Below are 25,831 nucleotides of genomic sequence, written 5' to 3' on the forward strand. Positions count from 1 at the left end.
AGATTCATCTCTTCTATATATGGATCTAGTCATGACAATCTTTGAAAGCAAGGACGTCCCTCACCACCCATTTGAAAACGACCGTTCCCCGAACCGTCCAGTTCCGCCCAAACATCTTCAAACCCAATATTATCGCGTGAATTAGCGGCTTTACATCCATTCACGATTGAAAAAAGGCATAAAAAAATCCGGGGCAAACCGATTGCCCCGGTTGACTAAACAATTCCCTGACCAGCTCATGTGTAATGATTGCTGCGTAATATCTTATGCATACGAATGAAGGACTGCCTCCTCAGGCGCCTATTGGTTCGTAATCATTTTAGAAACTTGCCTAACGTATTCATATCAAGCGGCATGTTTTGCTTCGTGATAGCCTCGACGATTTTATCTTCCTTAGACTTTGATACGTTCTTATTTGCAACCTTTGCAAGCTGACGCACAAGACGTCTAACAGTCTTTTCATCACTGAAATCAGCATTTTGGACGGAGTTTGCCACTTTAAAAACGTCCTCTGGATCGATGTTAGCTTTTTTCTTCAGATGATCAAAAATATTCTTCTGAAAATCATTCATGAACAATTGACCTCCTCGTGCATTAGGTTCTGTGTAGTATATGCACATGGGTCAATATGTGTCAGTCATTCAGCTTTTCATCAAGAATATTTGTCAAATCTTCCATTTCATGGCGGCGGATTCTTGTCATCAACTGATCGACAACATCTCTAGGGTCTGCCGATTCAAATAATATTCTGTAGATTCCTGAAGTGATCGGCATCTCCACTCCCTGTTCTTCTGCTAGTTGGTAAGCAGCTTTCGTCGTCCTTACACCCTCGACGACCATCCCCATCTGATCAAGCACCTCATCCAGAGGATATCCTTTACCTAGCTTGTTTCCGGCTCTCCAGTTGCGGCTGTGAGAACTTGTACATGTAACAATAAGATCCCCGATTCCGGTCAATCCTGAAAATGTGAGCGGGTTCGCCCCCTTGGAGGTTCCAAGACGTGCTATTTCAGCAAGGCCTCTGGTAATGAGAGCGGCTTTTGCATTGTCCCCATACCCAAGCCCATCGGATATACCAGCGCCAAGGGCGATGATGTTTTTCAAAGCCCCTCCAAGCTCTACGCCAATGAGGTCTGGCGACGTATATACTCGGAACTGACGGTTTATGAACAGGTCCTGGACTTTTTCTGCAACCTCGAGATTTTTGGACGATACGGTCACAGTCGTCGGCTGTCTTCTGCTCACTTCTTCAGCATGACTCGGGCCGGAAAGTACGACGATATCCTCATACTGATCCGCATTGATCTCTTCAGCAATCACTTCCGATACCCGTTTATAAGAGCCAGGTTCAATCCCTTTGGATGCGTGCGTAAGGATCACTTGATCGTGTAGGACTTCTTTCAATTGAGTGCAGACTTCCCTCATGGCTTTCGTAGGAACGACTAATAGGACATGTCCAGCCTGCTTTACTGCCGTTCCGAGGTTATGAGTCGCGGTGATGGATGAAGGAAGGTCGACCCCTTCCAAGTATTTTTCATTGCGATGGTGTTGATTGATTTCTTCAGCTAAAGACTCTCTGTGTGTCCATAAAGAGACTTCATGCCCGTTATCAGCGAGAACGAGGGCAAGAGCTGTCCCCCAGCTCCCCGCCCCGAGTACCGCTACTTTTTCCATACTACCTGCTCCCTTCCTCGAATTCAGCTGCGTTTCCTTGCGAAGATTTTGATCGGTGTTCCTTCAAATCCAAACGCTTCCCGGATTCTGTTCTCCAGAAATCTCTCATATGTGAAGTGCATCAACTCAGGTTCATTGACAAAAACGACGAAGCTCGGTGGTTTGACAGATACTTGCGTCGCATAAAAGATTTTCAGTTTCTGCCCTTTGATAGAAGGTGACGGGTTCATCGCAAGAGCGTCCATGATCACTTCATTCAGGAGATTGGTCTGCACGCGTTTCGCGTGGTTTTCACTTGCCTCCAGCACTTTCGGGATCAACGTGTGGATACGTTTCTTCGTTTTTGCTGATAAAAAGACAATGGGTGCATAATCGAGAAAACGGAATTGATCGCGTACTTTATCTTCAAACTCTTTCATCGTTTTCTCTTCTTTTTCAATCGTATCCCATTTGTTAACAACGATAATGACAGCTTTTCCCGCTTCATGAGCATAGCCGGCAATCTTTTTATCCTGCTCTTGAATACCAGAATCGGCATCAATTAAGGTCAGGACTACGTCGGAGCGTTCAATGGCCTTTAAGGCCCTCATTATGCTGTATTTTTCTGTCGTCTCATAGACTTTGCCTCGTTTTCTCATTCCAGCTGTATCGATAATGACATAATCACGATCATCTTTTGAGAAAGGCGAATCGATTGCATCCCTGGTCGTTCCAGCGATGTCACTGACGATAACACGCTCCTGACCAAGAAGGCTGTTAACGAGGGAGGATTTCCCTACATTCGGCCGTCCAATCAAGCTGAAACGAATCGTCTCATCATCGATTTCCTCCTGGATTTTCTCAGGAAAATGCTTGACTACTTCATCCAGCATATCCCCAAGTCCAAGACCGTGAGTTCCTGAAATCGGGAAAGGTTCACCGAATCCTAAGGAGTAGAACTCGTAGATATTTTCCCTCATTTCCGGGTTGTCAACCTTGTTCACGGCAAGGACCACTGGTTTGTTCGATTTGAACAATAATTTGGCGACTTCTTCATCCGCCCCTGTAATACCATCGCGTCCATTGACCATGAACACAATTACATCCGCTTCATCAATGGCCACCTGAGCCTGGGCCCTCATCTGAACGAGCAACGGCTCGTCCCCAAGCTCAATGCCACCTGTATCGATGACATTGAAGCGAGTTGTCAGCCATTCAGCTTCAGCGTAAATACGGTCCCGTGTGACACCGGGTGTGTCTTCTACGATAGAGATTCTTTCACCGACAAGTCGGTTGAAAATCGTTGATTTACCTACGTTTGGTCTTCCTACAATAGCGATTACTGATTTTCTCATGAAAGGATCATCCTTTCTTTATTTCTATTTTCATTATTCCATGTTTCCTCAGTAGTTAAAAGCAAAAAAATACTGCTCTCCTACGGGCGATGGTTTAACAGCCCATCTTCCGAAGAACAGCAGGAAGCCATTAACTTTACTATCTTAGCAAACTTTAGAAAAAGAAACAATTCCTTCTCCGAACTCAATGTTTGACAATAATGTAAAGCTGATCACTCAAGGCATGGGCAATCCCGTCGAGAATAGCTTCCAGATTGGCTGCAATGGCTTCCATCTCCTCTTTAGTATCACATTTAAAAACTGCTGCACTTCCATGGACCCGGTCTTCCTCTGTAGTCACAGATGCCAAAATAGCTTTTTCCATTTTCATGGATGATCCCTCCTACCTTTTCTTTGAAGGCATTTGTATTGCATTTTCTAAAACAGGTACATGTTCGATAATTTCTTTCGCACGTTCCGGATCCTGTTCCTGAGGCAGAATGAAGACCCCAATTCTTCCATCATTTAAATCTCTCTTAATCAATGGAACGAGTGCAGGTGTACCAGAGTCCCGGAATACCCCCAGTGTAACGGAAACATCATGCAGAATCGCCTGTCTCTGTCCAAGATTGGCAATCGTCGAACGGACACTGAACTCCCTCGGAGTCAACACAAACCCCATGCCATATTTTAATATTTCGTCCTGGCGTTCCGGTAGTCCGATGTTCATAATATAGATATTATCGACATATAAACCAGCACCATCAAAGGTTATCGGCTTCTCTTCAACCGTCACAATATCTGAAAGCTTCGAGCCGCTCATCAGCATACCGGATAGAATAAAACAAACGACAGCCGCTGCTACGGCCACCCATATATTTAAAGCCAGGTAACAAAGGGTAACGACAAAAGAAGAAAAAATCACCAAGTAGTTCCGACTCTCGAAAGCAACGGCAATTCCTTCAATATAGGTGTTCCCGCGTGGGACGAGTTCATAGGAATCCATTTCAGCCAATGTATTCCTTTCCATATTACGCACCTCACGAAATTGAGAAGCAGCTAAGGTCAAGAAGGTTACCGCCGTAAATTCCTTTTCCATGATCGAAGGAATAGCTATCGTTCCAAGGGCCGCAGCAATGAACCCTAAAGATAAATGGATGATTTTCCCATGAAGGTAAGTTGGATACTGCCTGTAATCGGTTCGCAGCATATAAACACGAAGGGCGGTACCGACCAGAATGCCAAAGATAATCGGATAAGTGTATTCATTCACACGTAAGCAGCTCCTTTAGCGGTTGTTTTACGTTTTTTGAAGATGGATTTCTTCAAGCGGTCAAACCCATATAGGATGACTAGGACAAGCATCCCTTTAACGGTCATGGAAAGCATCACATGACTATCGATGAGTCCTTCATTTTGATAAATAGCAAAAGTAAGGAAAACAAACAGGGAACCCCCTGCATTTGTGATCATCCATAATCCGAGCAGACCTTCGATGTCTCTTAAAAACAGACGTAGAGCCGCTACGATGATGAAAGGAAAGAGGGAGACGCCCGGAAAGTTCGTCCATACTGGGTGTATGATAAGAAACATCCATACTGAAGCGTACCCTACACTGAAAATGAACGGCCAAAAATAATCGTAAAGACTCCTGGACTTCGATACGAATAGATAAGTCCCCAATAATAGAAGAAGTATTACATGAAGATATAGCTGAGAATCTCCCATGGAAAAAAGATCATATGTACACATTAAAATGCCCAGAATCCATAAAAGGTCATTTCTCAACTTCTGACGATGCAGAAAGAAGACACATAAGATTGTTAAAAACCAAGAAAACCAATAAAAGCTTGCTTCCATGCCACCACCTCACCTCCCTTTCTACACTTTTTATTATGCGTGCATCTATTAAGCTTTAAACATGAACAAATAAAAAAGCCTATGACAGCTGCGTCATAGGCTTTTTAGAACCTTTGGTCGTACCACTCTTTTGTATAACCGAATTTAACATGAGGCTTTCCTCTCAATTCATGAGGAGAAGGAGCGTTCAGCAACATCATGGCGATTTTGAATTCTTTTAGTACATGTTCGATTTCAGCCACTAAGGCTTCCCTGCCTTCATTCACGAGGACATTTAACAAGGACCCCGCCATACCGAAGGCACGTGCACCAAGAACCATCGCTTTTGCTCCGTCAAGTCCGTTACGTATACCTCCAGAGGCAAAAACATGAAGACCTTCCCATCCCCCCGTTTCCAGCACAGAAACTGGGGTAGGAATGCCCCAATTGTTGAAGGAGGTATAGGCCCGTTCTCTCCTCATATTTTCAACCCTGGAGAAATTAGTGCCGCCCCTTCCTCCAACATCGAGGTAACGAACTCCCATTTTTTGAAGTGTACTTGCCGTTTCTTTCGACATGCCATACCCAACTTCTTTTACTATGACAGGTACATCGATATAATCAATCATATCTTGGATTCGATGCATTCGATCCGTGAAATCACGGTCTCCTTCTGGCATAATCATCTCCTGGAGGGTATTAATATGGATTTGCAAGGCATCCCCTTGCAGCATTCGAACGGCTTCTTTTGCCTGAATCAAAGTAGCTTCACTACCTACATTGGCAAAAATAACCCCATCAGGGTTCTCTTTCCTCACAACTTCATAGGTTACTCTTTCCTCTGGATTCTTCAGGGCAGACATTTGAGAACCGACAGCCATCCCTATGCCTGTTTCTCTTGCTGCTGAAGCTAAATTCTGATTGATTGCCATCGTTTCTTCCCCGCCGCCACCAGTCATCGCATTAACAAAAAGAGGGGAACTTAATGAAAGTTCCCCTACTTCAGTATCTAACTTTAGGTCTTTAAAATTCATACGGGCTAAACTTTGATGAACGATCTCAATATCATCAAAGTGATTATGCGTTTCCCTTTCGTGACTAAGCGCATGGCGGATATGATCAATCTTTCGTTCAGACCTTTTCATAACCATCCCTACTTTTCAAAAAAATCATCACTCTTTACCGAGTATTGATTGCAAATGTACAGCTAAACCTGAATTTCAGTTTTACCCAAGTAAAGGCTGCAACCAATATTTCAGCGTGAATTCATGAATTATTTTTTATATTTATCCAGTTTGTCACCAATCATATCGCTAAGTGAGAAGCCGGAACTATCCTCTTCTTTTTCATACTGTTGGATCTCAGCACGCGTTTCGTCGCGTTCCAACTCCTTCATGCTTAGTGATAGACGTTTTGCATTTTCATCTACATCAAGGACTTTAACCTCAACGGTCTGTCCTTCTTCCAGTACTTCATCAGGTGTCCCGATGTGACGGTTGGAAATTTGAGAAATATGGACAAGCCCTTCAACACCAGGGAACACTTCTACGAAAGCACCGAAGCTTACTAGACGACGGACAGTTCCTTCTAAAGTTTCACCAGCGGACACTTTTGACGTGATTTCATGCCATGGTCCTGGTTGTGTAGCTTTCAATGAAAGAGAGATTCTCTCATTGTCACGATCTACTGAAAGTACTTTGACCTTAACTTCCTGGCCTTCTTCTACAACATCTGATGCTTTTTCCACGTGCTGATGTGAAAGCTGGGAGATATGTACAAGACCATCAATACCTCCAAGATTCACAAAAGCACCGAAGTCAGTCAGACGCTGTACTGTACCTTCGATTACTTGTCCTTCTTCAAGAGATTGTAGCACCTCATGCTTTTTCGCTGATTCTTCTTCTTCAACGACAGCACGGTGGGAAAGGATTACACGATTTTGCTCACGATCCAATTCCACGACTTTAAGGGAAAGAGTTTTTCCTTTATAGTCTTCAAAATCTTCAACGTAATACGTTTCAACCAAAGAAGCTGGAATGAATCCGCGCAGGCCGATATCCACAACAAGTCCGCCTTTAACGACATCCTTAACTTCTGCTTCAAAGATTTCTCCGCTTTCGAACTTCGCTTCAAGATCTTCCCATGCCTGATCAGCATCGACTGCACGCTTGGAAAGTACGATTTCATCATCTTCAACTTTCTTCACCTGCAGCGTAAGTTCGTCTCCTTCACTTACGGCATCTGAAGCTTTTTCTACATGAAGGCTGGATAATTCACTGATAGGTACAATACCTTCGACTTTATATCCAACATCTACGAGGACCTGTTTTTCTTCAATCTTTACGACTTTACCAGTCACGATGTCCCCTGCAGAGAATTCTTTCATACCAGATACTTCTTGATTCATTTCATCCATACCAAGCTACCTCCTTCAATTTCCGACACAACCTAATAATACAGAAATGCCCTTTTGTCTAACTTCTAATATTTAGAGCATTTTGTCAAGTGATTACGCCTTATGATTGATGAATTTTATGCAATTGTCTGATTTCTTCCATGATCCGATCCGTGACGACCTGGGCAGAAGCCTTCTGTTCCCTGTAGTCGGTCATATCAATCGGTTCTCCATAAACGACCTTCAACTTTTGGAACTTCTTGTACGGTCCGATGATGGCACAAGGCACGATGGAAGCTTCAGATCTTAAGGCAAAGAAGCCGGCTCCAGCCAGACCTTTTCCTATTTCACCTGATTTCTGCCTCGTCCCTTCAGGAAACAGCCCGAGAGCGTTGCCTTCTTTAAGGATATCGAGTCCTTTTCTCAACGCGTTTCTATCCCGCATGCCACGTTTGATTGGAAAAGCATGGACTTTTTTCAATATACCCCCAATGACAGGGTTCTTAAACAACTCTTCTTTTGCAAGAAAGTAGATGTTACGACTGCTTGTAATACCGACAACCGGCGGGTCGACATTTGAAATATGATTGGCACAAATGATGACAGGCCCTTCTGCAGGGATGTTCTCTTTACCGACCACTTGAATTCTGTACATCGGATAAAAGATGATACTACAGAGAGCTTTCCCCAGTTTATATAAACTCATCGTTACTCCCCTTTCTTCCCTCGGTCCTTAACAATCTTCAAAATGGCTGTTACAACTTCATCGATATCCATGGATGTCGTATCGATCTCTACAGCATCCTCAGCTTTTACGAGTGGTGCAATTTCACGGTTAGAGTCAATCTCATCCCGTTTACGGATTTCCTCTTTCAATTGCTCCAAGTCAGATGGGAAGCCTTTTTCAAGATTCTCTTTATGACGTCTTTCGGCTCTTTCCTCAACAGACGCAATCATAAAAATCTTAACTTCGGCATCCGGGAGAACATGGGTGCCGATATCACGTCCATCCATGACTACACCTTTGTCCTTAACGAGTTGTTGTTGTCTACGTACCATTTCCCTGCGTACATCCTTATGTTTCGCTGCAATGGACACTTGGTTCGTAACTTCAGCGGTCCTGATTTCTTCAGATACATCCTTTTGATCTAGAATGACCCTCTGCCCCTGTTCGCTTTGGACCAGATTCAAATCAGATTGGCTCAGAAGTTCGGCAAGCCCCGCCTCGTCTTCAAGCGCCACCCCTTTTTTGATGGCTTTCCAAGTCAATGCTCGATACATCGCTCCTGTATCTACATAAATAAACGATAATTTCTCTGCGACTTTTTTTGCTACAGTACTTTTACCGGCTGCCGCTGGGCCGTCAATGGCAATTGTCATTGTGTTCATACGATCCATTTCCTCCATCTGTCTTATCAAAGAAAAACGCACTTCGTGAGCGCGTTTTCTCAAAAAATTTTACTTAATGATCAAAGTTAAGAATAACATAATTCGACTTTGAAAATCCATTTTATTTCAACGCGCGTTTTCTCGACTGCATTTGTTGTTCAAAACAATATTTGATAATCAATTGACGATCCTTTTCATGAATATTTATATATTCAATGGATACTCTCTCGGGCAGGAGGTTCTTTGCAGGTATGACCCGAATGACTTGGCCTCTTGCTGTTACGTAGTGGGTTTCCCCTGTATTCATAGGAAGAACGAGCGTTAAAGAGATTTCCTCTTTTTCTCCGAGCTTATCTTCAGGCATCTGCAACACCCGTAGCCCTCCTCCGCTAATATTGTTCGTAATCGTCGGGAAACTTCCTGCCTCCCTTTCAACAGCTACATCGATAGTAGCATCCACCCGGACATATTTCCGCCGTTGGATTCTATTCAATTCTTCAAGCCCCGGAAATGACAAGGCGATGACAGGGATGTTCCGTTTTTCCCTTGTAACTACCTCTGTCTTAAACCAATACACGGACTGGTCAGGTCCAACGAAACTGGCCTGAAATTCAGTGCCATCCAGAAAAAAACCTGTCTTCCCCGTTGCTGTATGTACAGGATAATCGATATAAATTCGATGTTCCTCAAAATCGACCAATTTACATTTGTATTGGTCAACATCCTCTCCATTTGACTTTCGGATTTCTAATGTGAGTATTGTCCCCACCTTTAAATTCTCCATCCTGATCCCCCTGCAAGCTCTTTTCTATTATCTCATGACCATGAAAAAAAAGGAAGAAAATAGGTATAAAGACAGATATAAAAAAAGGAACCCTTCAAGTAAAGGGTTCCTATCGTCATACATCCTGATTAAATTTCATTTCTGCTTTTTTCAGGGTTTCCACCTTTTCTTCCTGTCCATTGGCCGCATTGATGAAAATCCGGTACGTGGTGTTTTCCATCGTCGTCAGAAATTCATAACAGAGGACTTGTTCATTGACATCATTTTCAATGACAGAAAGATGATGATCCTGGATTTTAACATTAGGATTGACTTTTTCCCGTGCTTCTTCAAGCGTGATTTCCGGTTCGTTCAGCTCCCGGTTATTGTGGTAATTGTAATACTCACGGGCACTCATTCCAAGAACTTCTCCGTTATCAAGCGCCACTTTCACAACTACTGAATCCGGGAAATAACGGATATCATTTTCCGTATACAGAAAACGGAAGACTCCCATTTTGTCATACTGATTGCTCTCGACAAGTTCAAGATCGGATATTTTCAACCCTTGCACATATTCTTTAGCCTTTTCTGAAGCTTCGTACAGGGAAATTTCAGGATCGTCCACTTTCCGGCTGATCATTATCGTAAGTGGGTGCCCCCCTTTTTCTGTCAAATCAATATATCCGTTTTTGTCCCCATCCTGGAAGGAAGCGGTGTACGTCGGAACGTCGGCTCCTTTTCCTGATTTTGTTACAGTGAGCTTATCAACCGCTACTTTTTCAAGCCATTGACTGGCGATCTTCTTCGCCTGCTGCTCGTCGACTTTTTCACCTTCAAGATAGCGATAGCTTTTTGCAGGACCAGAGGAACCGAGTCCTGTCTGGGTCACAGAGTCTTCAAAACCATCCATCGATTTTTCGACGGTTTTAAATCCATTGACAATGGTATTATCCCCGACTTCGTCATTGGTCGCCAGTGCCAGCTCTACATCCATCCACCTCAGGTTATCACTCAACACGACGTTCTGTACTTTTCTTAGCTCTCCTTCAATTTCACCAGACTTCTTATGAAGCTCCTCAAGCATTTTCACTTCTTCTTCACTCAAAGGTTTCTTTTCCAAATCACGGACAGCTGTACGATAAGCAAATTCCCCGACATCGTACAAAAATTCCTCTGTCTTATTGAAAGGAAGAAGCGTCAACGGGAGCTGACCCACATCCGAGCTCGCTTCTGATGAAATCTTCCAGATTTCAGCAAGCTGCGGAGATAGACGGTTCCTGGAATTCATTGCTAAACTTGAGCCGATCTTATCATGTAGAAGGTCTACATTATAGGTCAATTCATGAAATGCGCGTTGATAACTGTTTTCTGCCTGTATGAGGACAGCATTTTTATCCTGATTCTCTTTGTACCCCCAGACGCCTGCGCCGACAGCCGCTATGCTTAATACTATGATGGCGATCCATTTACCCATACGCCCACCTCCTATTTACAGAAAATATGTTTCCCGATTTGTTTGATTTGCGGCCTTGACCAAATCCAGTCAGAGGTTGCAGTACTCGGGTTAAAATAATAAAGGGCCTGACCAGATGGGTCCCATCCATTGATGGCATCCATGACGGCTTCTTTCGCCTGATCATTAGGTTCGAGCCATATTTGCCCATCAGCAACAGCTGTAAAAGCACGAGGCTCAAATATTACGCCTGAAGCATTATTCGGAAACGAAGCGCTCTTTATTCTGTTAAGGATGACAGCGGCTACGGCTACTTGACCGACATAAGGCTCTCCTCTCGCTTCTCCGTAAACTGCATTGGCCATCAATTGGATATCATTTTGAGAATATCCACTTGGTACATTGACAGCTGTTGGCTGCTCAGGTGTTGTTTCTTTTTGCTGCTGCGTTTGTTGTTTTTGTTCCTGACTTCCTTGTTTCGTTTGCTGAGATTTTGGCGTTCCTCCGTAATGGGTGAAGTCGTTCCCTTTACGAATCTGTTCCTTTACATATCCTTCATCATAGTTGCTCGCTTTCTTTAATTTGTTTTTTACTTCTGTACCCACAAGCCCATCAATCTCAAGTCCAAATTCATACTGGAAGTTTCGGACCGCCCAGTAAGTACCCCAGCCGAATACTCCATCGATGGCTCCGTTGTAAAATCCTAAGTACTGTAACCTGGATTGAAGTTCAATGACATCGTCCCCCGTAGCTCCCTGTTGTATAATTTGATTCGAGAAACCGTTAACTGGTTTGACATAGCTCCACTCAGATAAAGGGAACACCAACAAGGACAGGCCCAAAAAAACGACCATCGTCTTTTTCCATAACATCCAACATACACCCCTGACCCAATAGTTTAGTTATAGGGGTAGTTTTTAACAGAAACCGCAGATTATTCATGGGGACCTTGTACACTTTATCCATTACATCGACTTTGATTCAGCACAATCCAGTCCAGCTTAGACAGTCCTATCAAAGCTCATAAAAAAAGAACAGCCTGGAGGCTGTTCTTCAATGTTTGAGCATTTTTTCGTGATGTTGATTCGCGATTTTGATCTTCCTGATTCCGATGAACCACAACACAATCATGAATGGAGTGATCCAAAACATCCAGGTCATCTCTTTCACGGTTATAATATAGTCATACAGCACGTGCAACAAAACAGGTACGAGCAGCCCCCAGGCTAAACATAAGTTCGAACGGTTCGTCCGGAACTTCGCTTTCCCCATATAATAGCCCATAATAATACCGAATAATGCATGAGATGATACTGGGAAAACGGCTCTTAGTATGGCAATTTCAATTCCATTTTGAAAAAGGTAAATGATATTTTCAATCGTCGCAAAACCTAAACTGACAGCCACACCGTAGATGATTCCATCATAGTGGTGATCAAAATCAGAATGTCGGTAAGCGACAAATAATAAAAAGAACCATTTAAAAAACTCTTCAAGTAATCCAGCTAAGAAAAAAGATTTCAAAAAAGATGAATGAAAGACATTTTCTGTTTCGAAAGCATACTGGATAAACATGATTGGAAAAACCATGATGACTCCTATGATAAACATGCGGATGATCAAGGGCAGCGGCTCAAGTTCGATTCTCTTGCTTAAATATATAAATGTCATGATGGCCACAGCAGGAGATATTGCAGCAGTCAAAATGGCCATAATTCTCAACCCTCTCTCTTTCTTTCACCTACGTTTCATCGTATCATGAAGGTATGAGAAAAGGAACATTTGAATGGAAGATGGTGTAAATATGAAACGAATATTAGTCATTCACACAGGTGGCACGATATCAATGAAAGAAAACAAGGAAACAGGTGAAGTGAATACTTCATCCAAACACCCTTTGGATGAAATCTCAACGATGCTCAAAGGAAAGACATTGATCGAAGATGAGATATTATTCTACCTTCCTTCCCCCCACATTAGACCTGATCACATGCTGAAGTTAGGAAGATCTATCCACGAGAAAATGGCAAGAAAGAATTATGATGGAATCGTCATCACTCATGGGACAGATACATTAGAAGAAACCGCCTATTTCCTCGATTTGTTTTTGCAGACCCGAAAACCAGTGGTCGTTACCGGCGCCATGCGTTCCAGTAATGAAATCGGCGCCGATGGGTTATACAACCTTCTCAGTGCAATAAGAGTTGCGACTTGTGATGAGGCCCAGGACAAAGGGGTATTAGTGGTCATGAACGATGAAATTCATACGGCAAAGAATGTGACGAAGACGAGTACAAGCAATGTAGCAACGTTTCAAAGCCCTCAATATGGCCCCGTCGGTATTACCACGAAGACGGAAGTTTTCTTTCATCATAAAATGACCCGGCGTGATTCGTACCCTATACAAAGCATAAGCAAGCATGTCGCACTTATCAAAGCCTATGCCGGCATGGATGGCTCCTTGATCGACGCGGTCAGAGAAAGCCAGGCAGACGGCCTCGTCATTGAAGCCTTAGGGCAAGGAAATTTACCTCCAGAAACTGTTGATGCTTTAAAGCGGATGATTGATGACCAAATTCCAATCGTCCTAGTGTCGCGATGTTATCAAGGCATCGTTCAGGATACATATGGATATCCAGGAGGCGGGCGGCAGCTGAAAGATATGGGCATCATTTTCGCGAACGGCCTCACTGGACCGAAAGCTCGCATTAAACTCATGGTGGCACTGGAACTGACGGCGAATTTAACCGAACTCGAGCATATGTTCAGTTAAGTAACTCCCATTCCCATAGAAAAAGCCTGGAGCATAGAAACTCCAGGCTTTTTCATTTACTCGTCCTTCATTGCATTGGCAATTCTACCACCGTGGTGGCGTCCGTTTTCAATGAATATTTCATTATTGTTATACCCGGCTGCAATGACCCCGGCGATGAATATTCCCGGGATATTCGTTTCCATCGTGTCTTCATTAAAGGAAGGACGTCCAGTCTCATCATCCATCTCCACACCCATTTTTGTAAGGAAGCTGTGGTCCGGTCGATATCCGGTCATAGCAAAAACGAAATCATTATCGATTCGTTTTTCCTCTCCTTTACATTCGTAGATGACTTCATCTTCAGTGATTTCCTTTATATCTGCACAAAATTCCATGTCGATGATTTCTTTTCTGACTAATGCTTCAAATTGTGGTAAAATCCAGGGCTTAATGCTCTTAGAATAATCTTCTCCACGATAAAGCACTGTGATATTGGCTCCTGATTTCTCCAATTCCAGCGCAGCATCTGCAGCTGAATTTTTCCCACCGACAATCACGACGTTTTTCTTATAATAAGGGTGACCTTCTTTGAAATAATGCATGACTTTCGGCAGTTCTTCGCCTTTAACATTCATATAATTCGGTTGGTCATAATATCCGGTAGCAACTACGATCTTTTCTGCACGGTAAGCCTTCGCTTCCCCACCTTCTGGTTGAGTGCGTACAACAAAACCGCCTTTTTCCTGTTCTACTTCCATTACCCGCTCAAACGTGTTTACACGAAGGTCTTCCCTCCCTGCGACAGCTCGGTAATAAGCAAGAGCCTCATTCCGAACAGGCTTTTGACGTTCGGTGATAAAAGGTATATTGCCTATTTCCAATTTTTCACTCGAACTGAAAAACGTCTGGTGAGTCGGATAATGGTATATTGAATTCACAATGTTCCCTTTTTCAATGATCAGGGGTTCCATTCCTTCTTTTTGCAATTCGATGGCGGCACTCATTCCGCAAGGTCCGCCACCGATGATGATGACTTTTTCTTCTTGCACGACCAACACTCCTCTTTCCCTTTACATTAAACCTTTACTTTTTATGTTCGATGATGTGGTATGGTTTCCATATTCATGCATGTGATGTAGGGAATCACCTACGTTCTTTATTTCATCAACTTCTTAAACCCCAATGGATGTTATAAACGTTAAAGGGATAAAACATCACAGGATTGAAAAATCCTAACAAAAAATGAATCTCCTACCATAACCATGATAGGAGATTGCATTCTTATAATCAAGTTGATATCCATCCACGGAATCTTGAGGCTTCCGCCATTTTTCTTACACCGACCATATATGCGGCAAGACGCATATCTACACGACGTGTTTCTGCGGTCCGATAAACATTGTCAAATCCTTTGATAATAACTTTATGAAGTTTCTCCTCTACTTCTTCCTCGGTCCAATAGTACCCTTGGTTGTTTTGGACCCATTCGAAGTAGGAAACCGTCACTCCACCAGAGGATGCAAGCACATCAGGAACAAGAAGAATTCCACGTTCCGAGAGAATTCTTGTTGCGTCTAATGTTGTCGGTCCATTTGCTGCTTCTACGACGATGGATGCCTTTATGTTATACGCATTATCTTCTGTAATCTGGTTCTCAATCGCTGCCGGTACAAGGATATCACAATCAAGTTCCAACAGCTCTTCATTGGTAATCGTCGTTTTGAATAAATTCGTCACCGTGCCGAAGCTGTCACGGCGGTCCAGTAAGTAATCGATATCAAGTCCGTCCGGATCGTGCAGCCCGCCGTAGGCATCTGAAATTCCGATAACCTTAGCACCGCGATCATGCATAAATTTGGCAAGAAAACTTCCGGCATTACCGAATCCCTGCACGACGACTCTGGCGCCTTCGACGTTGATTCCTTTTTTCTTAGCCGCTTCTTCAATACAGATGGTAACACCTTTGGCTGTGGCCGTTTCACGACCATGAGAGCCACCGAGCACAATAGGCTTTCCTGTAATGAATCCTGGATTGTTGAATTCGTCAATCCGGCTGTATTCATCCATCATCCAGGCCATGATCTGTGAGTTAGTGAAGACATCCGGTGCCGGAATATCTTTTGTAGGGCCAACGATTTGACTGATTGCGCGGACATAACCACGGCTGACTCCTTCTAGCTCACGGAAAGACATTTCACGGGGATCACAGATAATACCGCCTTTACCTCCACCGTATGGAAGATCGACAATCCCTGCTTTCAAACTCATCCAAATCGACAAGGCCTTCACTTCTTTTTCCGAAACGTTGGGGTGAAAACGCACGCCCCCTTTGGTGGGACCAACGGCATCATTATGCTGGGCACGATAGCCGGTAAAAATTTTGATCTGATCGTTATCCATACGAACAGGAATTCTTACGGTCATCATTCTTACAGGTTCTTTCATCAGTTCATAGACTTCATTGGGGTATCCTAATTTATCAAGTGCTTTCTTGACCACCGTCTGAGTGGACTTCAACACGTCAAGTTTTTCGTTGTTTTGGTTTGCAGAATCTGTTGGCTTATCGGCTACCATCCATTTACCTCCTATATCAATCCATTCGATTAGGGCTCGTTCTTCAGTGAATAGTATACACGTTCACTACCAATTAGGAAAGCTGAAACCGGCTTTTTCTAACCGTTTTCAAAGAAAAAATGTAAACGTTTACACCTGTGTGTCCATATCCAGTGATGAAAGCTCTACGAATCGTCCGATCAAGTCATCGTAACTCAACCCGATCGCCTGAGCAGAATCCGGGAACAGACTGGTCGGGGTCATCCCCGGCAATGTATTCACTTCCAGAATGACCGGCTCATCGTTTTCATTGATTATGAAGTCTACGCGAGAATATACATCGCATCCCAAAAGCTGATGAGCCAATACAGCAGATTGCTGCAACTGTTCAGTCAGTTGATCGCTCACTTTGGCAGGTACGATATGTTCACTGCCTCCAGGTTTATATTTTGAGTCAAAATCATAATAATCATTCTTAGGAATGATCTCGATGACTGGGAGGGCCATTTCTTCGCCTTTGCGCCCCATAACAGGCACTGTCACTTCCCGGCCTTTAACATAGTCTTCGACTAGAATCATAGAATCAGAACCTGCAGCCGTCTGAATCGCCTGTGGGATGTCCTTTGCATCTTTTACAATCGTCAGACCTAAAGTAGAACCTTCCTGATTCGGTTTAATGACGAACGGTACTGAGAATTTCTTGTTAATTTCTTCTTCAATGACAGAAAATTGTTCTTGATGGGTCACATCAAACACTTCACTTTTCGCTGTATGAAGCCCATTCAACGAGAAGATATGCTTGGATTTCGCTTTGTCCATAGCAAGAGCTGAGGACAGGACGCCGGAACCTACATATGGAATACTGAGCATATCAAGAAGGCCTTGGATTTTGCCATCTTCACCGAAGCGGCCATGCAGTCCGATAAACACAAGATCCACATCCAAATTCAGCACTTCTTCTATTTTTTCAGGAGAAAAGTCGATAGATGTGACATCATGGCCTCTATTCTCCAATGCTTTTATGATTCCCTTACCGGTAGAAAGAGAAACTTCCCGCTCCCCGGATGTTCCACCATATAAAACCGCAATCTTCATTCGTTACACTCCATTTCATAGAACACTCTATAATTTACTAACACCAACTCTTATCTTAACATGTTCCCTTTCATGCATCTATTCAAAAATCAAGCGGAAAACGATTGATCTATCACAAGTTTAGAAGGAATACAGCTCCCCCATCAAAAAGACGCCTAATAAGGCAACGAGACCTGAGAAGTGTTTATAAACCTGACCTTAGGAAATGAATTTCTTACAACAAACGTACCAGCGCCCAATAAAAAAAGAACGACTCTTAATGAAGTGTCGCTCTTTCAGTTTATGAGAAGTGTTTATAGATGGTTCGACATGCCTCTTTGTCCATGATTTGTTTTCCATATTCCAATAATCGATGGGACGTTGCTGCTGTAGCAGAAGCATATTCAGATAATAAAGCAATCACTTGATCTTGATCGAGATGAGAGATGTCCTCATCCTCAAGAAGCATATAGTAAGATCCTTCGTAAAGGAAAACACGCCCTCCGAATACATCAAGTTGATTCAATTGAAGCCCCGCTTGAATGACGTGTTCAAAATCATCAAAGAAGAACATCATTTCTTTACTTTCATCCAACGTGACTTTCATTTCAATATAGTCTTCATCTTCTTCAATATCTGCAGGCTCCGTCTTTGTTACGACGACCAGCATTCCTTGGGCCTGAAGAAGATACACCTGCACTAATAGAACACCTGACAGTTCTACACCAAGTTCAATTCCAGCATCATACATCATATCGCTGAAAATCCGGTGGACCCTGGGCAAGTCACTCCACAGTTCTTCCCGGGATAATCCCCGATCCATCAAATCATCAAACGTTAGGAAAATTTTAAATTTCTCATTGGTCATTCTTTCCACTCGCACATGATCGCCCCCTGTCACGATGTGTTATCTATATCTTATGATGACCGATGCGATTATGGCACCTTTTTTCAAATTATATCGGACGATTTGGACGTGGGCAAACATTTTTCAACTCCTGCCTAACTTTGTTTACAGTCCAACCTCTTTTTTCTTTGTCTCTGGTAAATTTTATTTTTGATGTTTCTACTAATACATGAATTTCAAAATGTTTGAATAGGTTCAGGCCTTAGGGAAAGGGTTCGCTGTCCACGGGGCTCAATCGGTCTCTCGAAACGAATGCTTTTGCAAGGAACCCTTCACCTTGGTAAACGGTTAATTCTTGAATCATACAACCCAAGGGCACTGAGGACATAAAAAAGAACGGCTCCGATATGAAGGGTCCGTTCCGGTAAGGTTCGATCATCCAGTATTCATTTTAAGAGATCAACTCATCTCCAGCCAGCGTTCCCACGCTTTTTTAGAATTCCCAACAATGAAGGGTTGGATCCGTTTTTTATCAAGCTCAGATAAGCGATCATAGGCATAGCCGCCAAGTCCAATTTTCAAATCCGGATATTGACTCTGCAAGGACTCCGCAAGCCTCAGTGTAATCGGAATATTCTTCTTCAGGGTACAGGACATAAACATATACGTCGGTTCGATTTCATCAATTACAATATCGATATCTCCACCTGCAATGCTCTGACCAAGATAAATGACATCGTACCCTTTCCGTTTTAAAAACAAGGCAAAAATAAGCAGTCCTAATTCATGACGCTCGTTAGGTCCACAAACAAGAAGGGCTTTCGGAAGCATCCCGTCCGTGGGAATAGACAAGAGCATCATCCCGATCCGAGAACGGATGAATTGACTGGCGAAGTGTTCGTGAGCACTCGTAATACGGTTTTCTTCCCATAAGTCACCAACTTTAACAAGAATCGGACCGATGATGTCAATCGCGACCGTTTCTGGTGTAAATAAGCTGAACGCATGATCCAAATGGCGCTGAGCATCATTTTCATTGAAAGAAAGCAGGCTGTTCAACAGCTCATCCCCGATTTTGTCCAGTTGGGACTTATGTTCCGTATGGTCTGTATTCGTGACAGCCCCCTCGCTGTTTTCCAATAAGGATACCGCCTGAGATATGGTAAACCCTTTATTTACTTTTTCCATCAACCATTTCAAAATTCGCACATGCTCATCCGTATAAAGACGGTGGCCAGCTTCATTCCTGGAAGGGCGGATCATTTTATACCTTCGTTCCCAGGCACGGAGCGTACCCGGCTGAATACCCAGCAGCTGTGATACAGCTTTAATATTGTATTTTGCTTTCGTCGTAGCCATACGTCTGCCACCACCTGTCTATTTTTTTCTATTATATAAGATGCTTTGAATGCGTGTAAAATTTCTATATGCTATAATGTTCTCCTTCTTTTGGGACCAACTCTATCCAATGACATTCTGCTCTCGTTCCGAGACGAAGGGGCAGCAACGATGTACCATATCCTTCACTGACTAGAAAGGATTGTTCATTTGAAAATTCCCAACCGCCTCGTTTATAGGGGCCGAAACCTAGGATACGGATTTGTCCACCGTGGGTGTGGCCGCTCAGAACGAGGTCGAACCTCTTTTTTGCACCTGCATTCATCTTTTGAAAGACATAAGGATCATGGACACAAAGAATCTGAAGACATTGGGAATCTTCCGGATGGGATGCGTTCCGGTTCGGCTTCATAAAATACGGATCAAGAGCACTTACTACGAAGGATGTCCCTTTTCCATGCTCAATATAAGTATCCTCATTCGAGAGGGGAAGGACGCATTCTTTTTCCAAATCCTCAAGGAACGAGCCATATTTCCATTCATGGTCGTTGTTACCGGGTATGAAGTAAATAGGAGCCCCCCATTGTTTTAATATAGAAAGGTTCTGTTTCAGCCGTTTTTCAGATGTGCGTTTATCTACCAGATCCCCGCCAATGATAACGATATCCACCTCGCGGATTTCCTCGAACGTACTTTCCTTTAGACGACGGTTATGTATGTCGCTGATGAATAAAAGCTGAATGTTGTCTCTCCCAGATAGCCGCGCACATGGAAGAGACGTTATCCGAAGGTGGTCCTTTTCTGATAAAGAATACATATAAAAAAAGATAATAGCACCTGTAATAAAGACCGTTAATAATAGCCAGATCATGTCGGTTCACCTCCGCTTCAGTAATCAAATCATTATATTACCACAAAATAACCAGTCACGAAAAAATATTTATACGAGAGTGCTTTTTATAGAGAACGATGAAGGTATTGGTGTAAGACAATTGATTGTTGGATAGCCATGCAAAAAACCGCTCAGGGTAGTCCCTGAGCGGTTTTTATAAAATCCGTATTTACACATGTTTAACGCTTAGTATTCGGAATCCGGACTTTTCCAGTTTTTTCGTGAAAGCATCGATATGATCGTTGTCTTCGATCTTAAGCACAATTCTCCTGGCAAGCTTATCGGTTTCATCAAACGTAGCAAGCGAAATGACATTTCCCTGGTAGTTTTTAATGATATCCCCGAGCCTTTCGATCCTTCCGACGGATTCTTCAGAGGTAAAGGCGATTCTTACCCCTTTTTTCCTTACACCGAAGGCACTTTCAAACTGCTCGATGACATCAAACCTTGTAACTAATCCAAGGAATTTTTTCGTATCGTCGACAACAGCAAGTACGGAGAAACCTTTAAACATCGGAAGCGTACGTTCGAACACTTCTTCATCATGAATATAGAAATCTTCATGGCCAGCGACTTCCCCCACCGTGGTTTCTTTCAAAAATGTCGTGCGGTCGATTCCTTTTTCTGAATTGAAAAAGGCCTGGTAGATCATTTCCTTAGAAACCATCCCTCTGAACCGACCGTCTTCTAAAACCGGTACAGCTTCAATGTCCTTATCATTAAGCACGGTTAGCACTTCAGATAAGGATGCTGATGCTTCAGCCGTAAAAGATTTGTGGACGGGTTTCATAATCCCTTTAACAAACATACACTCACCTCTTCCATTGATTTGCACTCGTATTATTTCGCCAAACAGCTTTGGATATCCTGCCTGAATCGAATAGGACGAGCAAACGACACATAAAATTCCATGAAAAAGGATGTGATCTTAAGATGTATACACCGATAAAATGCTACAAACCTTACCACGGTCCCTTTGATCCATGCCCGCCAAGGGGAGCGGCCTGTTATCAGACGCCGCCGAACCTTTATTTAGGTTTTCAGCCGCCCAACATGCAGCAGTTTCCGATTCAGGAGGCTTTATACAAAGGGACCCTTTGGCCAGTGTTATACGATCCCTATCCGACCCCGATGGAGAAAGGAGCAAAACGATGAAACAAGGGGCCGATCCGGTAAAAGAACGGTATGCATTGATGGAGAAAATTCAGATGGTTGATTTTGCTCTGGTGGAACTGACGCTTTACCTGGACACTCACCCACAGGACACACAGGCGATCCAGCAGTTCAATCAGCTGGCTGTAGAAAGCCGTGATCTCAAATCAACGTATGAACAACAGTTTGGCCCTTTACGACAGTACGGAGGAAGTTTTTCAGGGTATCCATGGAATTGGGCGGACAGTCCCTGGCCCTGGCAGTTTTAAAGCCTTGCAAATGAAAAAAACGGGAGGGCGCGTATGTGGTATTATGAGAAAAAATTACAATATCCTGTAAAAGTAACGGAATGCAACCCGAGACTTGCCAAATATTTAATTGAACAATATGGAGGAGCCGACGGAGAACTGTCAGCGGCCCTTCGTTATTTGAATCAACGGTATACTATTCCTGACAAAGTGATCGGTCTGTTAACCGATATTGGAACAGAAGAGTTCGCCCATCTGGAAATGATCGCGACGATGATTTATAAATTGACCAAAGATGCGACCCCGGAACAAATGAAAGAAGCAGGGCTTGGAGCTCATTATGCCAACCATGATCACGCCCTGTATTACAATAATGCTGCGGGCAGCCCATGGACAGCTACTTACATCCAGGCGAAAGGAGATCCGATTGCAGACTTGTACGAAGATATAGCTGCTGAAGAAAAAGCAAGGGCAACCTACCAATGGATTATAAACATGTCGGATGACCCTTGCTTGAATGATAGTCTGAAATTTTTAAGGGAAAGAGAGATCATACACTCCCAAAGGTTTAGAGAAGCTGTTGAAATCCTTAAGTTTGAGAAAGACCGCAAGCAGTTCTTCTAATTATCACCGCTCTACTGTGACTTGCTCATGGTAGGGCGATTCTTCTAAATACGTCGGTTCAGGGAACGTTCCACCAAACCAATCATCCCAGTAAGGATAGGAGAGAATGACGACGATTAAAACGAGGAGGATGATGAAGAGGAACCTCATCCATATCGCATGGAACTTCCATTTTGACTTTTGATTTTTTGTTTCGTGCACGTCCCTGCGTGGAGGCAGGTCAAGAACATCGAATTCTTTTCCAAAACCGCCTTCTTCTGTGTATCCTCTTAATTTCCCCGCCTGGTCTTCGGTTTGATGTTGGTGATCATGTTCACTCATTGCCTTCCTCCCATTTTCCAAATCGTATCCAAAAAGCGAGCACAACATCGATAAGAAAATGTGCCAGGATAGTGACAAGTAAATTTCCGGTCAGCTCATACATATAGCCGATAAAAAAGCTGACGAACAGTACAGATACCAATAGAACAATTTTTGTTAAATAACGGATGTGCATGATGGCAAATAGAACGCTTGCCACCACATACCCGAATTCTGCATGCAGTACGCCGCGAAATAAAAGTTCTTCACTACACGCCACCAGCAGCGTCAGGCCGATGATTCCTTTAATGGAGCGGTTTTCAAAAACTTTTTGGTTAATGCCGCCATCATCATACATCCTATGTGGTAAACGATACACGAGGAAAAGGTCAATGAGAAGCACCATAAGTCCCGGAATGAATCCATAAACGAACAGTTCACCACTGTTAAAAGCGAACTGGCTGCGCCAATCGGACCAAAATTCATCAAAGAGGAAAACACTGCCGATGAGAGCTATGAAAAAAATACTTAATTGGGTGAGCACTAATTGTAAGGTAATTTCCCGATCATTCATTTGCATGATTAATTCGGTTTGAGATTTACGGGTCATGAATGACTCCCTCTTCCGAAAACCATTTTCAGCCTTTCTTCCCATCCAGCCTTTTCCATATGATAATGCTCCTCCTGCAGTGCCAAAGCATCAATGTTGAAGTCACACAGGTCACAGCACGGGACAGAAGGTGGCCTGACGATCGCCTGGAAAGGACGATACAGCGTTTCTCTCCGGCAGTCGGAGGTATGGATCCACTTCATCATCTCATTCAATTTGTTATGTTTATACACCCACCGCTCTTCTAAATGCCGGCTGATGGTCCATTGCTGTTCCACCTCGACCTTCTTTAAGATCCCAGCACTGGTGATTGCTTCTTCCTCCAATTGGAACTTGATGAAGTTCCATTGGGATTCCGATAATTCAAACCGGTCGATCATGACCTCATCTTCCGGTATGGCTTTCCCTTCTTTTTGTGTTAAAAAGGAGAAGACCCGGTTCAAATCCTTCTTATCCGGAAGTTCACTTTCAATCAGCCTTTGGGGAAGATAATGGTCCTTTCTTGTATAGAGAAGCAGGCTTACCGCATGTCCCCCGTCTCTTCCTGCCCTTCCGACCTCCTGGATGAATGATTCCAATTGGGGCGGCAGGTGGAAATGGATGATGATGCGAATGTCCTTTTTATCGACTCCCATCCCGAATGCACTGGTACAGCAAATGATATCCAACTGGTTGTTCATGAATTGCTGCTGCACGAGCATCCGGTCCGTCTGCTCCATGCCACCGTGATAGAAGGCCACCCGTTTATCAAGCTTTTCCCTCAAGGCAAAACTGACTTTTTCCGCCCATTGCCTGCTGGAAAAGTAAATCATGGTAGGAGCATCGTTTCTTTTAAGTACTTGCACCATTCGATCCGTTTTTTCTTCAGGGCTCCCACACTCTTCCACAGCAAAACTGATGTTCTGTTTGTCCATGGGGTAGACTCTTTTTTTCATAAGGGGGCGCTTCAGTTTTTCCATAATATCCTGCTGGACTTCAGGGGTAGCAGTTGCGCTGAGAGCAAGAACCGTCGGATCTCCCATATTCTCAATGGATTGATGAAGCTTCAAGTAATCCGTCCGGAATTCATGGCCCCACTGGGAAATGCAGTGAGCTTCATCAATGACGAACAAACGGACATCCAAGCGGTCCAAACCACGTTGAAACCACTCATTCTGCAACATTTCAGGAGATATGTAGATGAGGGAATAGTGTTCGAGGTTCTTCATGACCGTTTTTCTTTCGAACTGATCCATGAAGCTGTTCAAAGCGGTCACGGATTTGTATCCGGTAGCTTTCAACTGCTTTACCTGGTCCACCATCAACGAAATGAGAGGGGATACCACAATCGTCGTTCCATCGATCATTCTGGCCGGCAGCTGATAGCACAGTGATTTTCCTGTCCCGGTGGGTAAAATCCCGAGAACATCCTGTCCATTCAATACATCTGTGATGACTACTTCCTGGCCTTCCCGGAATTGATCGAATCCAAAATGTTTTTTTAGTACCGATCTTAAATCATACTTCATCCTGTGTAAAACCTTCCTTTGTTCGATGTTGGCCTTTCGCCAGGGCAAGGCGCAATTCAAAATAGTCGTACTTTCCATGCAAAGCTTCATGGATTTGCTTTAGCTTCTTCGTATCAAGACGAGCCGCTACATGATTGATCGCTTCTACATCTTCCCTTTCCAAAAAAGGATCAATAGGAAAATCCGGGATGATCAATGCTGATTCGACGATGTGATCCTGAATCGTACTCTTTTTCAACCGGCGGACCCGGATGATTTCCTGTAACCCCAGCCCTTGCTGTAAATAATGGTACGTCTTTCTGGCTGATCGCGTAATCAAATGGCTCGCATCGAGCCCTTTTGTACACAAGTGGAGCACAGGGAACCGGACATTGTCTTTTTTCGCTTCCAAAAATAAATAATAGGCCGTATGTTGGAGCAGAAGATGGATATTTTCCGGTTCTTCATCAAATTCCCTCGCCAACTGATCCAGCGTCATCCCGATGACAGAACCTCCGGTCAGCCGGTGTACGAATATATCCGCTTCTTTACGATTGTGGGAGCACATGAGTGCCTGGATCTCTGTATATAATGACTCGATGATCTTGGGTATTTTATTTTGAAATTGTACATAGACAGCACGCGCCCACTTCTGTGTTTGAAAATCTTCAACGATCGGGACATAATGATAAATGCCTGATTGATGATTTGTAATCATTTGAATCAAGAGGGTCATTCGCCGGACAAAAACCGGGATGACCTCATGCCAGACCATTCCTTTAAAGAAATGAAGCTCCTGATCTGGAAAGGTGTAAAGGTGATCCACTCCTTGATCCGTGAGAAAAGGAAAAGATTTTTCATTCAGTCGGATGAGGTTCCGTTTCTCGAGGGAGTGAATCATCCGTTCCAATGGTTCCCTTTCAAGAGAGGGGTAAATCCCGAAATAATCATCCAGTTCATATCCTTTGGCGTCCTGCATCGTCTGAGATGACCTTTTGCCGGTCAATAAATGATAGATGCCTGAAACGGTGCGTTCTCCACCCAGCCTGTCCAGACACACGAGAATCAAATGCTCGAACATTTCACCCCCTCCTTTCCGTCTTGGTCAGCCTCATTCAGTTG

General features: G+C 43.5%; 29 protein-coding genes. 4 read left to right on the forward strand and 25 right to left on the reverse strand.

Annotated features, from left to right (window positions below; all coding sequences use genetic code 11):
- Positions 1-314 precede the first annotated feature (314 nt).
- The 14 genes from ACXADE_RS10490 to prsW all read right to left on the reverse strand — a co-directional run bounded on the left by ACXADE_RS10490 (position 315) and on the right by prsW (position 12,542).
- Entirely contained in the window at positions 315-572 is a 258-nt protein-coding gene (locus ACXADE_RS10490) for a stage VI sporulation protein F (protein ID WP_089652586.1), read from the reverse strand.
- A gap of 61 nt (positions 573-633) precedes the next feature.
- On the reverse strand, positions 634-1,674 hold the full coding sequence (locus tag ACXADE_RS10495; RefSeq protein ID WP_474980416.1) for an NAD(P)H-dependent glycerol-3-phosphate dehydrogenase: 1,041 nt from the start codon (positions 1,672-1,674) through the stop codon (positions 634-636).
- Positions 1,675-1,697: 23 nt separating this feature from the next.
- Positions 1,698-3,008: a ribosome biogenesis GTPase Der gene (der, locus tag ACXADE_RS10500; RefSeq protein WP_474980417.1), complete on the reverse strand. Its 1,311-nt coding sequence runs from the start codon at positions 3,006-3,008 to the stop codon at positions 1,698-1,700.
- A 184-nt stretch (positions 3,009-3,192) separates the two neighbouring features.
- Complete coding sequence (locus ACXADE_RS10505; protein ID WP_474980418.1) at positions 3,193-3,378, reverse strand: capping complex subunit for YIEGIA; 186 nt, start codon at positions 3,376-3,378, stop codon at positions 3,193-3,195.
- Positions 3,379-3,390: 12 nt separating this feature from the next.
- Complete coding sequence (locus ACXADE_RS10510; protein WP_474980419.1) at positions 3,391-4,260, reverse strand: YIEGIA family protein; 870 nt, start codon at positions 4,258-4,260, stop codon at positions 3,391-3,393.
- On the reverse strand, positions 4,257-4,847 hold the full coding sequence (locus ACXADE_RS10515; protein WP_474980420.1) for a YphA family membrane protein: 591 nt from the start codon (positions 4,845-4,847) through the stop codon (positions 4,257-4,259). Before ACXADE_RS10515 ends, ACXADE_RS10510 begins: the two co-directional genes overlap by 4 nt.
- Positions 4,848-4,951: 104 nt before the next feature.
- Complete coding sequence (fni, locus tag ACXADE_RS10520; RefSeq protein WP_474980421.1) at positions 4,952-5,971, reverse strand: type 2 isopentenyl-diphosphate Delta-isomerase; 1,020 nt, start codon at positions 5,969-5,971, stop codon at positions 4,952-4,954.
- Positions 5,972-6,099: 128 nt separating this feature from the next.
- Positions 6,100-7,242, reverse strand: coding sequence for a 30S ribosomal protein S1 (gene rpsA, locus ACXADE_RS10525; RefSeq protein WP_474980422.1), 1,143 nt, complete (start codon positions 7,240-7,242; stop codon positions 6,100-6,102).
- Between the two features lie 100 nt (positions 7,243-7,342).
- Positions 7,343-7,927 carry a lysophospholipid acyltransferase family protein gene (locus tag ACXADE_RS10530; protein ID WP_474980423.1) on the reverse strand — a complete coding sequence of 195 codons (585 nt, stop codon included), beginning with the start codon at positions 7,925-7,927 and terminating at the stop codon, positions 7,343-7,345.
- Positions 7,928-7,929: 2 nt separating this feature from the next.
- Positions 7,930-8,610 carry a (d)CMP kinase gene (gene cmk, locus ACXADE_RS10535; protein ID WP_474980424.1) on the reverse strand — a complete coding sequence of 227 codons (681 nt, stop codon included), beginning with the start codon at positions 8,608-8,610 and terminating at the stop codon, positions 7,930-7,932.
- 121 nt (positions 8,611-8,731) lie between these two features.
- Complete coding sequence (locus ACXADE_RS10540; protein ID WP_474980425.1) at positions 8,732-9,394, reverse strand: flagellar brake protein; 663 nt, start codon at positions 9,392-9,394, stop codon at positions 8,732-8,734.
- Between the two features lie 115 nt (positions 9,395-9,509).
- Entirely contained in the window at positions 9,510-10,850 is a 1,341-nt protein-coding gene (gene ypeB / locus ACXADE_RS10545; RefSeq protein WP_474980426.1) for a germination protein YpeB, read from the reverse strand.
- Positions 10,851-10,861: 11 nt separating this feature from the next.
- The gene (gene sleB, locus ACXADE_RS10550; RefSeq protein ID WP_474980427.1) at positions 10,862-11,701 is read right to left on the reverse strand and encodes a spore cortex-lytic enzyme; all 840 of its coding nucleotides are present in this window, start codon (positions 11,699-11,701) and stop codon (positions 10,862-10,864) included.
- 181 nt (positions 11,702-11,882) lie between these two features.
- The gene (prsW, locus tag ACXADE_RS10555; RefSeq protein ID WP_474980428.1) at positions 11,883-12,542 is read right to left on the reverse strand and encodes a glutamic-type intramembrane protease PrsW; all 660 of its coding nucleotides are present in this window, start codon (positions 12,540-12,542) and stop codon (positions 11,883-11,885) included.
- Positions 12,543-12,633: 91 nt separating this feature from the next.
- On the opposite strand from prsW, the gene ACXADE_RS10560 reads away from it, so the two are divergent.
- A complete protein-coding gene (locus tag ACXADE_RS10560) occupies positions 12,634-13,602 on the forward strand; it encodes an asparaginase (protein WP_474980429.1) in 969 nt (322 codons plus the stop codon).
- A 56-nt stretch (positions 13,603-13,658) separates the two neighbouring features.
- Here ACXADE_RS10560 and ACXADE_RS10565 read toward each other — a convergent pair whose 3' ends face one another.
- The 7 genes from ACXADE_RS10565 to ACXADE_RS10595 all read right to left on the reverse strand — a co-directional run bounded on the left by ACXADE_RS10565 (position 13,659) and on the right by ACXADE_RS10595 (position 21,096).
- On the reverse strand, positions 13,659-14,633 hold the full coding sequence (locus ACXADE_RS10565; protein ID WP_474980430.1) for a YpdA family putative bacillithiol disulfide reductase: 975 nt from the start codon (positions 14,631-14,633) through the stop codon (positions 13,659-13,661).
- Between the two features lie 238 nt (positions 14,634-14,871).
- Positions 14,872-16,158: a Glu/Leu/Phe/Val family dehydrogenase gene (locus ACXADE_RS10570; protein WP_474980431.1), complete on the reverse strand. Its 1,287-nt coding sequence runs from the start codon at positions 16,156-16,158 to the stop codon at positions 14,872-14,874.
- Positions 16,159-16,287: 129 nt separating this feature from the next.
- Positions 16,288-17,232 (reverse strand): D-alanine--D-alanine ligase, encoded by a 945-nt coding sequence (locus ACXADE_RS10575; protein WP_474980432.1) that lies wholly within the window; start codon positions 17,230-17,232, stop codon positions 16,288-16,290.
- A 280-nt stretch (positions 17,233-17,512) separates the two neighbouring features.
- Entirely contained in the window at positions 17,513-18,094 is a 582-nt protein-coding gene (locus ACXADE_RS10580) for a genetic competence negative regulator (protein ID WP_474980433.1), read from the reverse strand.
- Between the two features lie 423 nt (positions 18,095-18,517).
- Entirely contained in the window at positions 18,518-19,417 is a 900-nt protein-coding gene (locus ACXADE_RS10585; protein ID WP_474980434.1) for a MerR family transcriptional regulator, read from the reverse strand.
- A gap of 64 nt (positions 19,418-19,481) precedes the next feature.
- On the reverse strand, positions 19,482-20,267 hold the full coding sequence (locus tag ACXADE_RS10590; protein WP_474980435.1) for a metallophosphoesterase: 786 nt from the start codon (positions 20,265-20,267) through the stop codon (positions 19,482-19,484).
- 190 nt (positions 20,268-20,457) lie between these two features.
- The gene (locus tag ACXADE_RS10595; protein ID WP_474980436.1) at positions 20,458-21,096 is read right to left on the reverse strand and encodes a CBS domain-containing protein; all 639 of its coding nucleotides are present in this window, start codon (positions 21,094-21,096) and stop codon (positions 20,458-20,460) included.
- Positions 21,097-21,221: 125 nt separating this feature from the next.
- Between ACXADE_RS10595 and ACXADE_RS10600 the strand changes: the two genes are divergently transcribed.
- From ACXADE_RS10600 to ACXADE_RS10610, 3 genes are read left to right on the forward strand one after another with little or no spacing between them, the layout of a single operon-like run.
- The gene (locus tag ACXADE_RS10600) at positions 21,222-21,443 is read left to right on the forward strand and encodes a spore coat associated protein CotJA (protein ID WP_474980437.1); all 222 of its coding nucleotides are present in this window, start codon (positions 21,222-21,224) and stop codon (positions 21,441-21,443) included.
- On the forward strand, positions 21,440-21,709 hold the full coding sequence (locus tag ACXADE_RS10605) for a spore coat protein CotJB (protein ID WP_474980438.1): 270 nt from the start codon (positions 21,440-21,442) through the stop codon (positions 21,707-21,709). The genes ACXADE_RS10600 and ACXADE_RS10605 overlap by 4 nt, the downstream gene beginning before the upstream one ends.
- A gap of 33 nt (positions 21,710-21,742) precedes the next feature.
- Positions 21,743-22,312, forward strand: coding sequence for a manganese catalase family protein (locus tag ACXADE_RS10610; protein WP_474980439.1), 570 nt, complete (start codon positions 21,743-21,745; stop codon positions 22,310-22,312).
- A gap of 3 nt (positions 22,313-22,315) precedes the next feature.
- Here ACXADE_RS10610 and ACXADE_RS10615 read toward each other — a convergent pair whose 3' ends face one another.
- From ACXADE_RS10615 to ACXADE_RS10630, 4 genes are read right to left on the reverse strand one after another with little or no spacing between them, the layout of a single operon-like run.
- Positions 22,316-22,633: a hypothetical protein gene (locus ACXADE_RS10615; RefSeq protein WP_474980440.1), complete on the reverse strand. Its 318-nt coding sequence runs from the start codon at positions 22,631-22,633 to the stop codon at positions 22,316-22,318.
- The gene (locus ACXADE_RS10620) at positions 22,626-23,222 is read right to left on the reverse strand and encodes a lysostaphin resistance A-like protein (RefSeq protein WP_474980441.1); all 597 of its coding nucleotides are present in this window, start codon (positions 23,220-23,222) and stop codon (positions 22,626-22,628) included. Before ACXADE_RS10620 ends, ACXADE_RS10615 begins: the two co-directional genes overlap by 8 nt.
- Positions 23,219-24,730: a RecQ family ATP-dependent DNA helicase gene (locus ACXADE_RS10625; protein WP_474980442.1), complete on the reverse strand. Its 1,512-nt coding sequence runs from the start codon at positions 24,728-24,730 to the stop codon at positions 23,219-23,221. Before ACXADE_RS10625 ends, ACXADE_RS10620 begins: the two co-directional genes overlap by 4 nt.
- Positions 24,720-25,790 carry a YpbB family protein gene (locus tag ACXADE_RS10630; RefSeq protein WP_474980443.1) on the reverse strand — a complete coding sequence of 357 codons (1,071 nt, stop codon included), beginning with the start codon at positions 25,788-25,790 and terminating at the stop codon, positions 24,720-24,722. Before ACXADE_RS10630 ends, ACXADE_RS10625 begins: the two co-directional genes overlap by 11 nt.
- Positions 25,791-25,831 lie beyond the last annotated feature (41 nt).

Source organism: Halobacillus sp. ABR2_026, assembly GCF_056158545.1.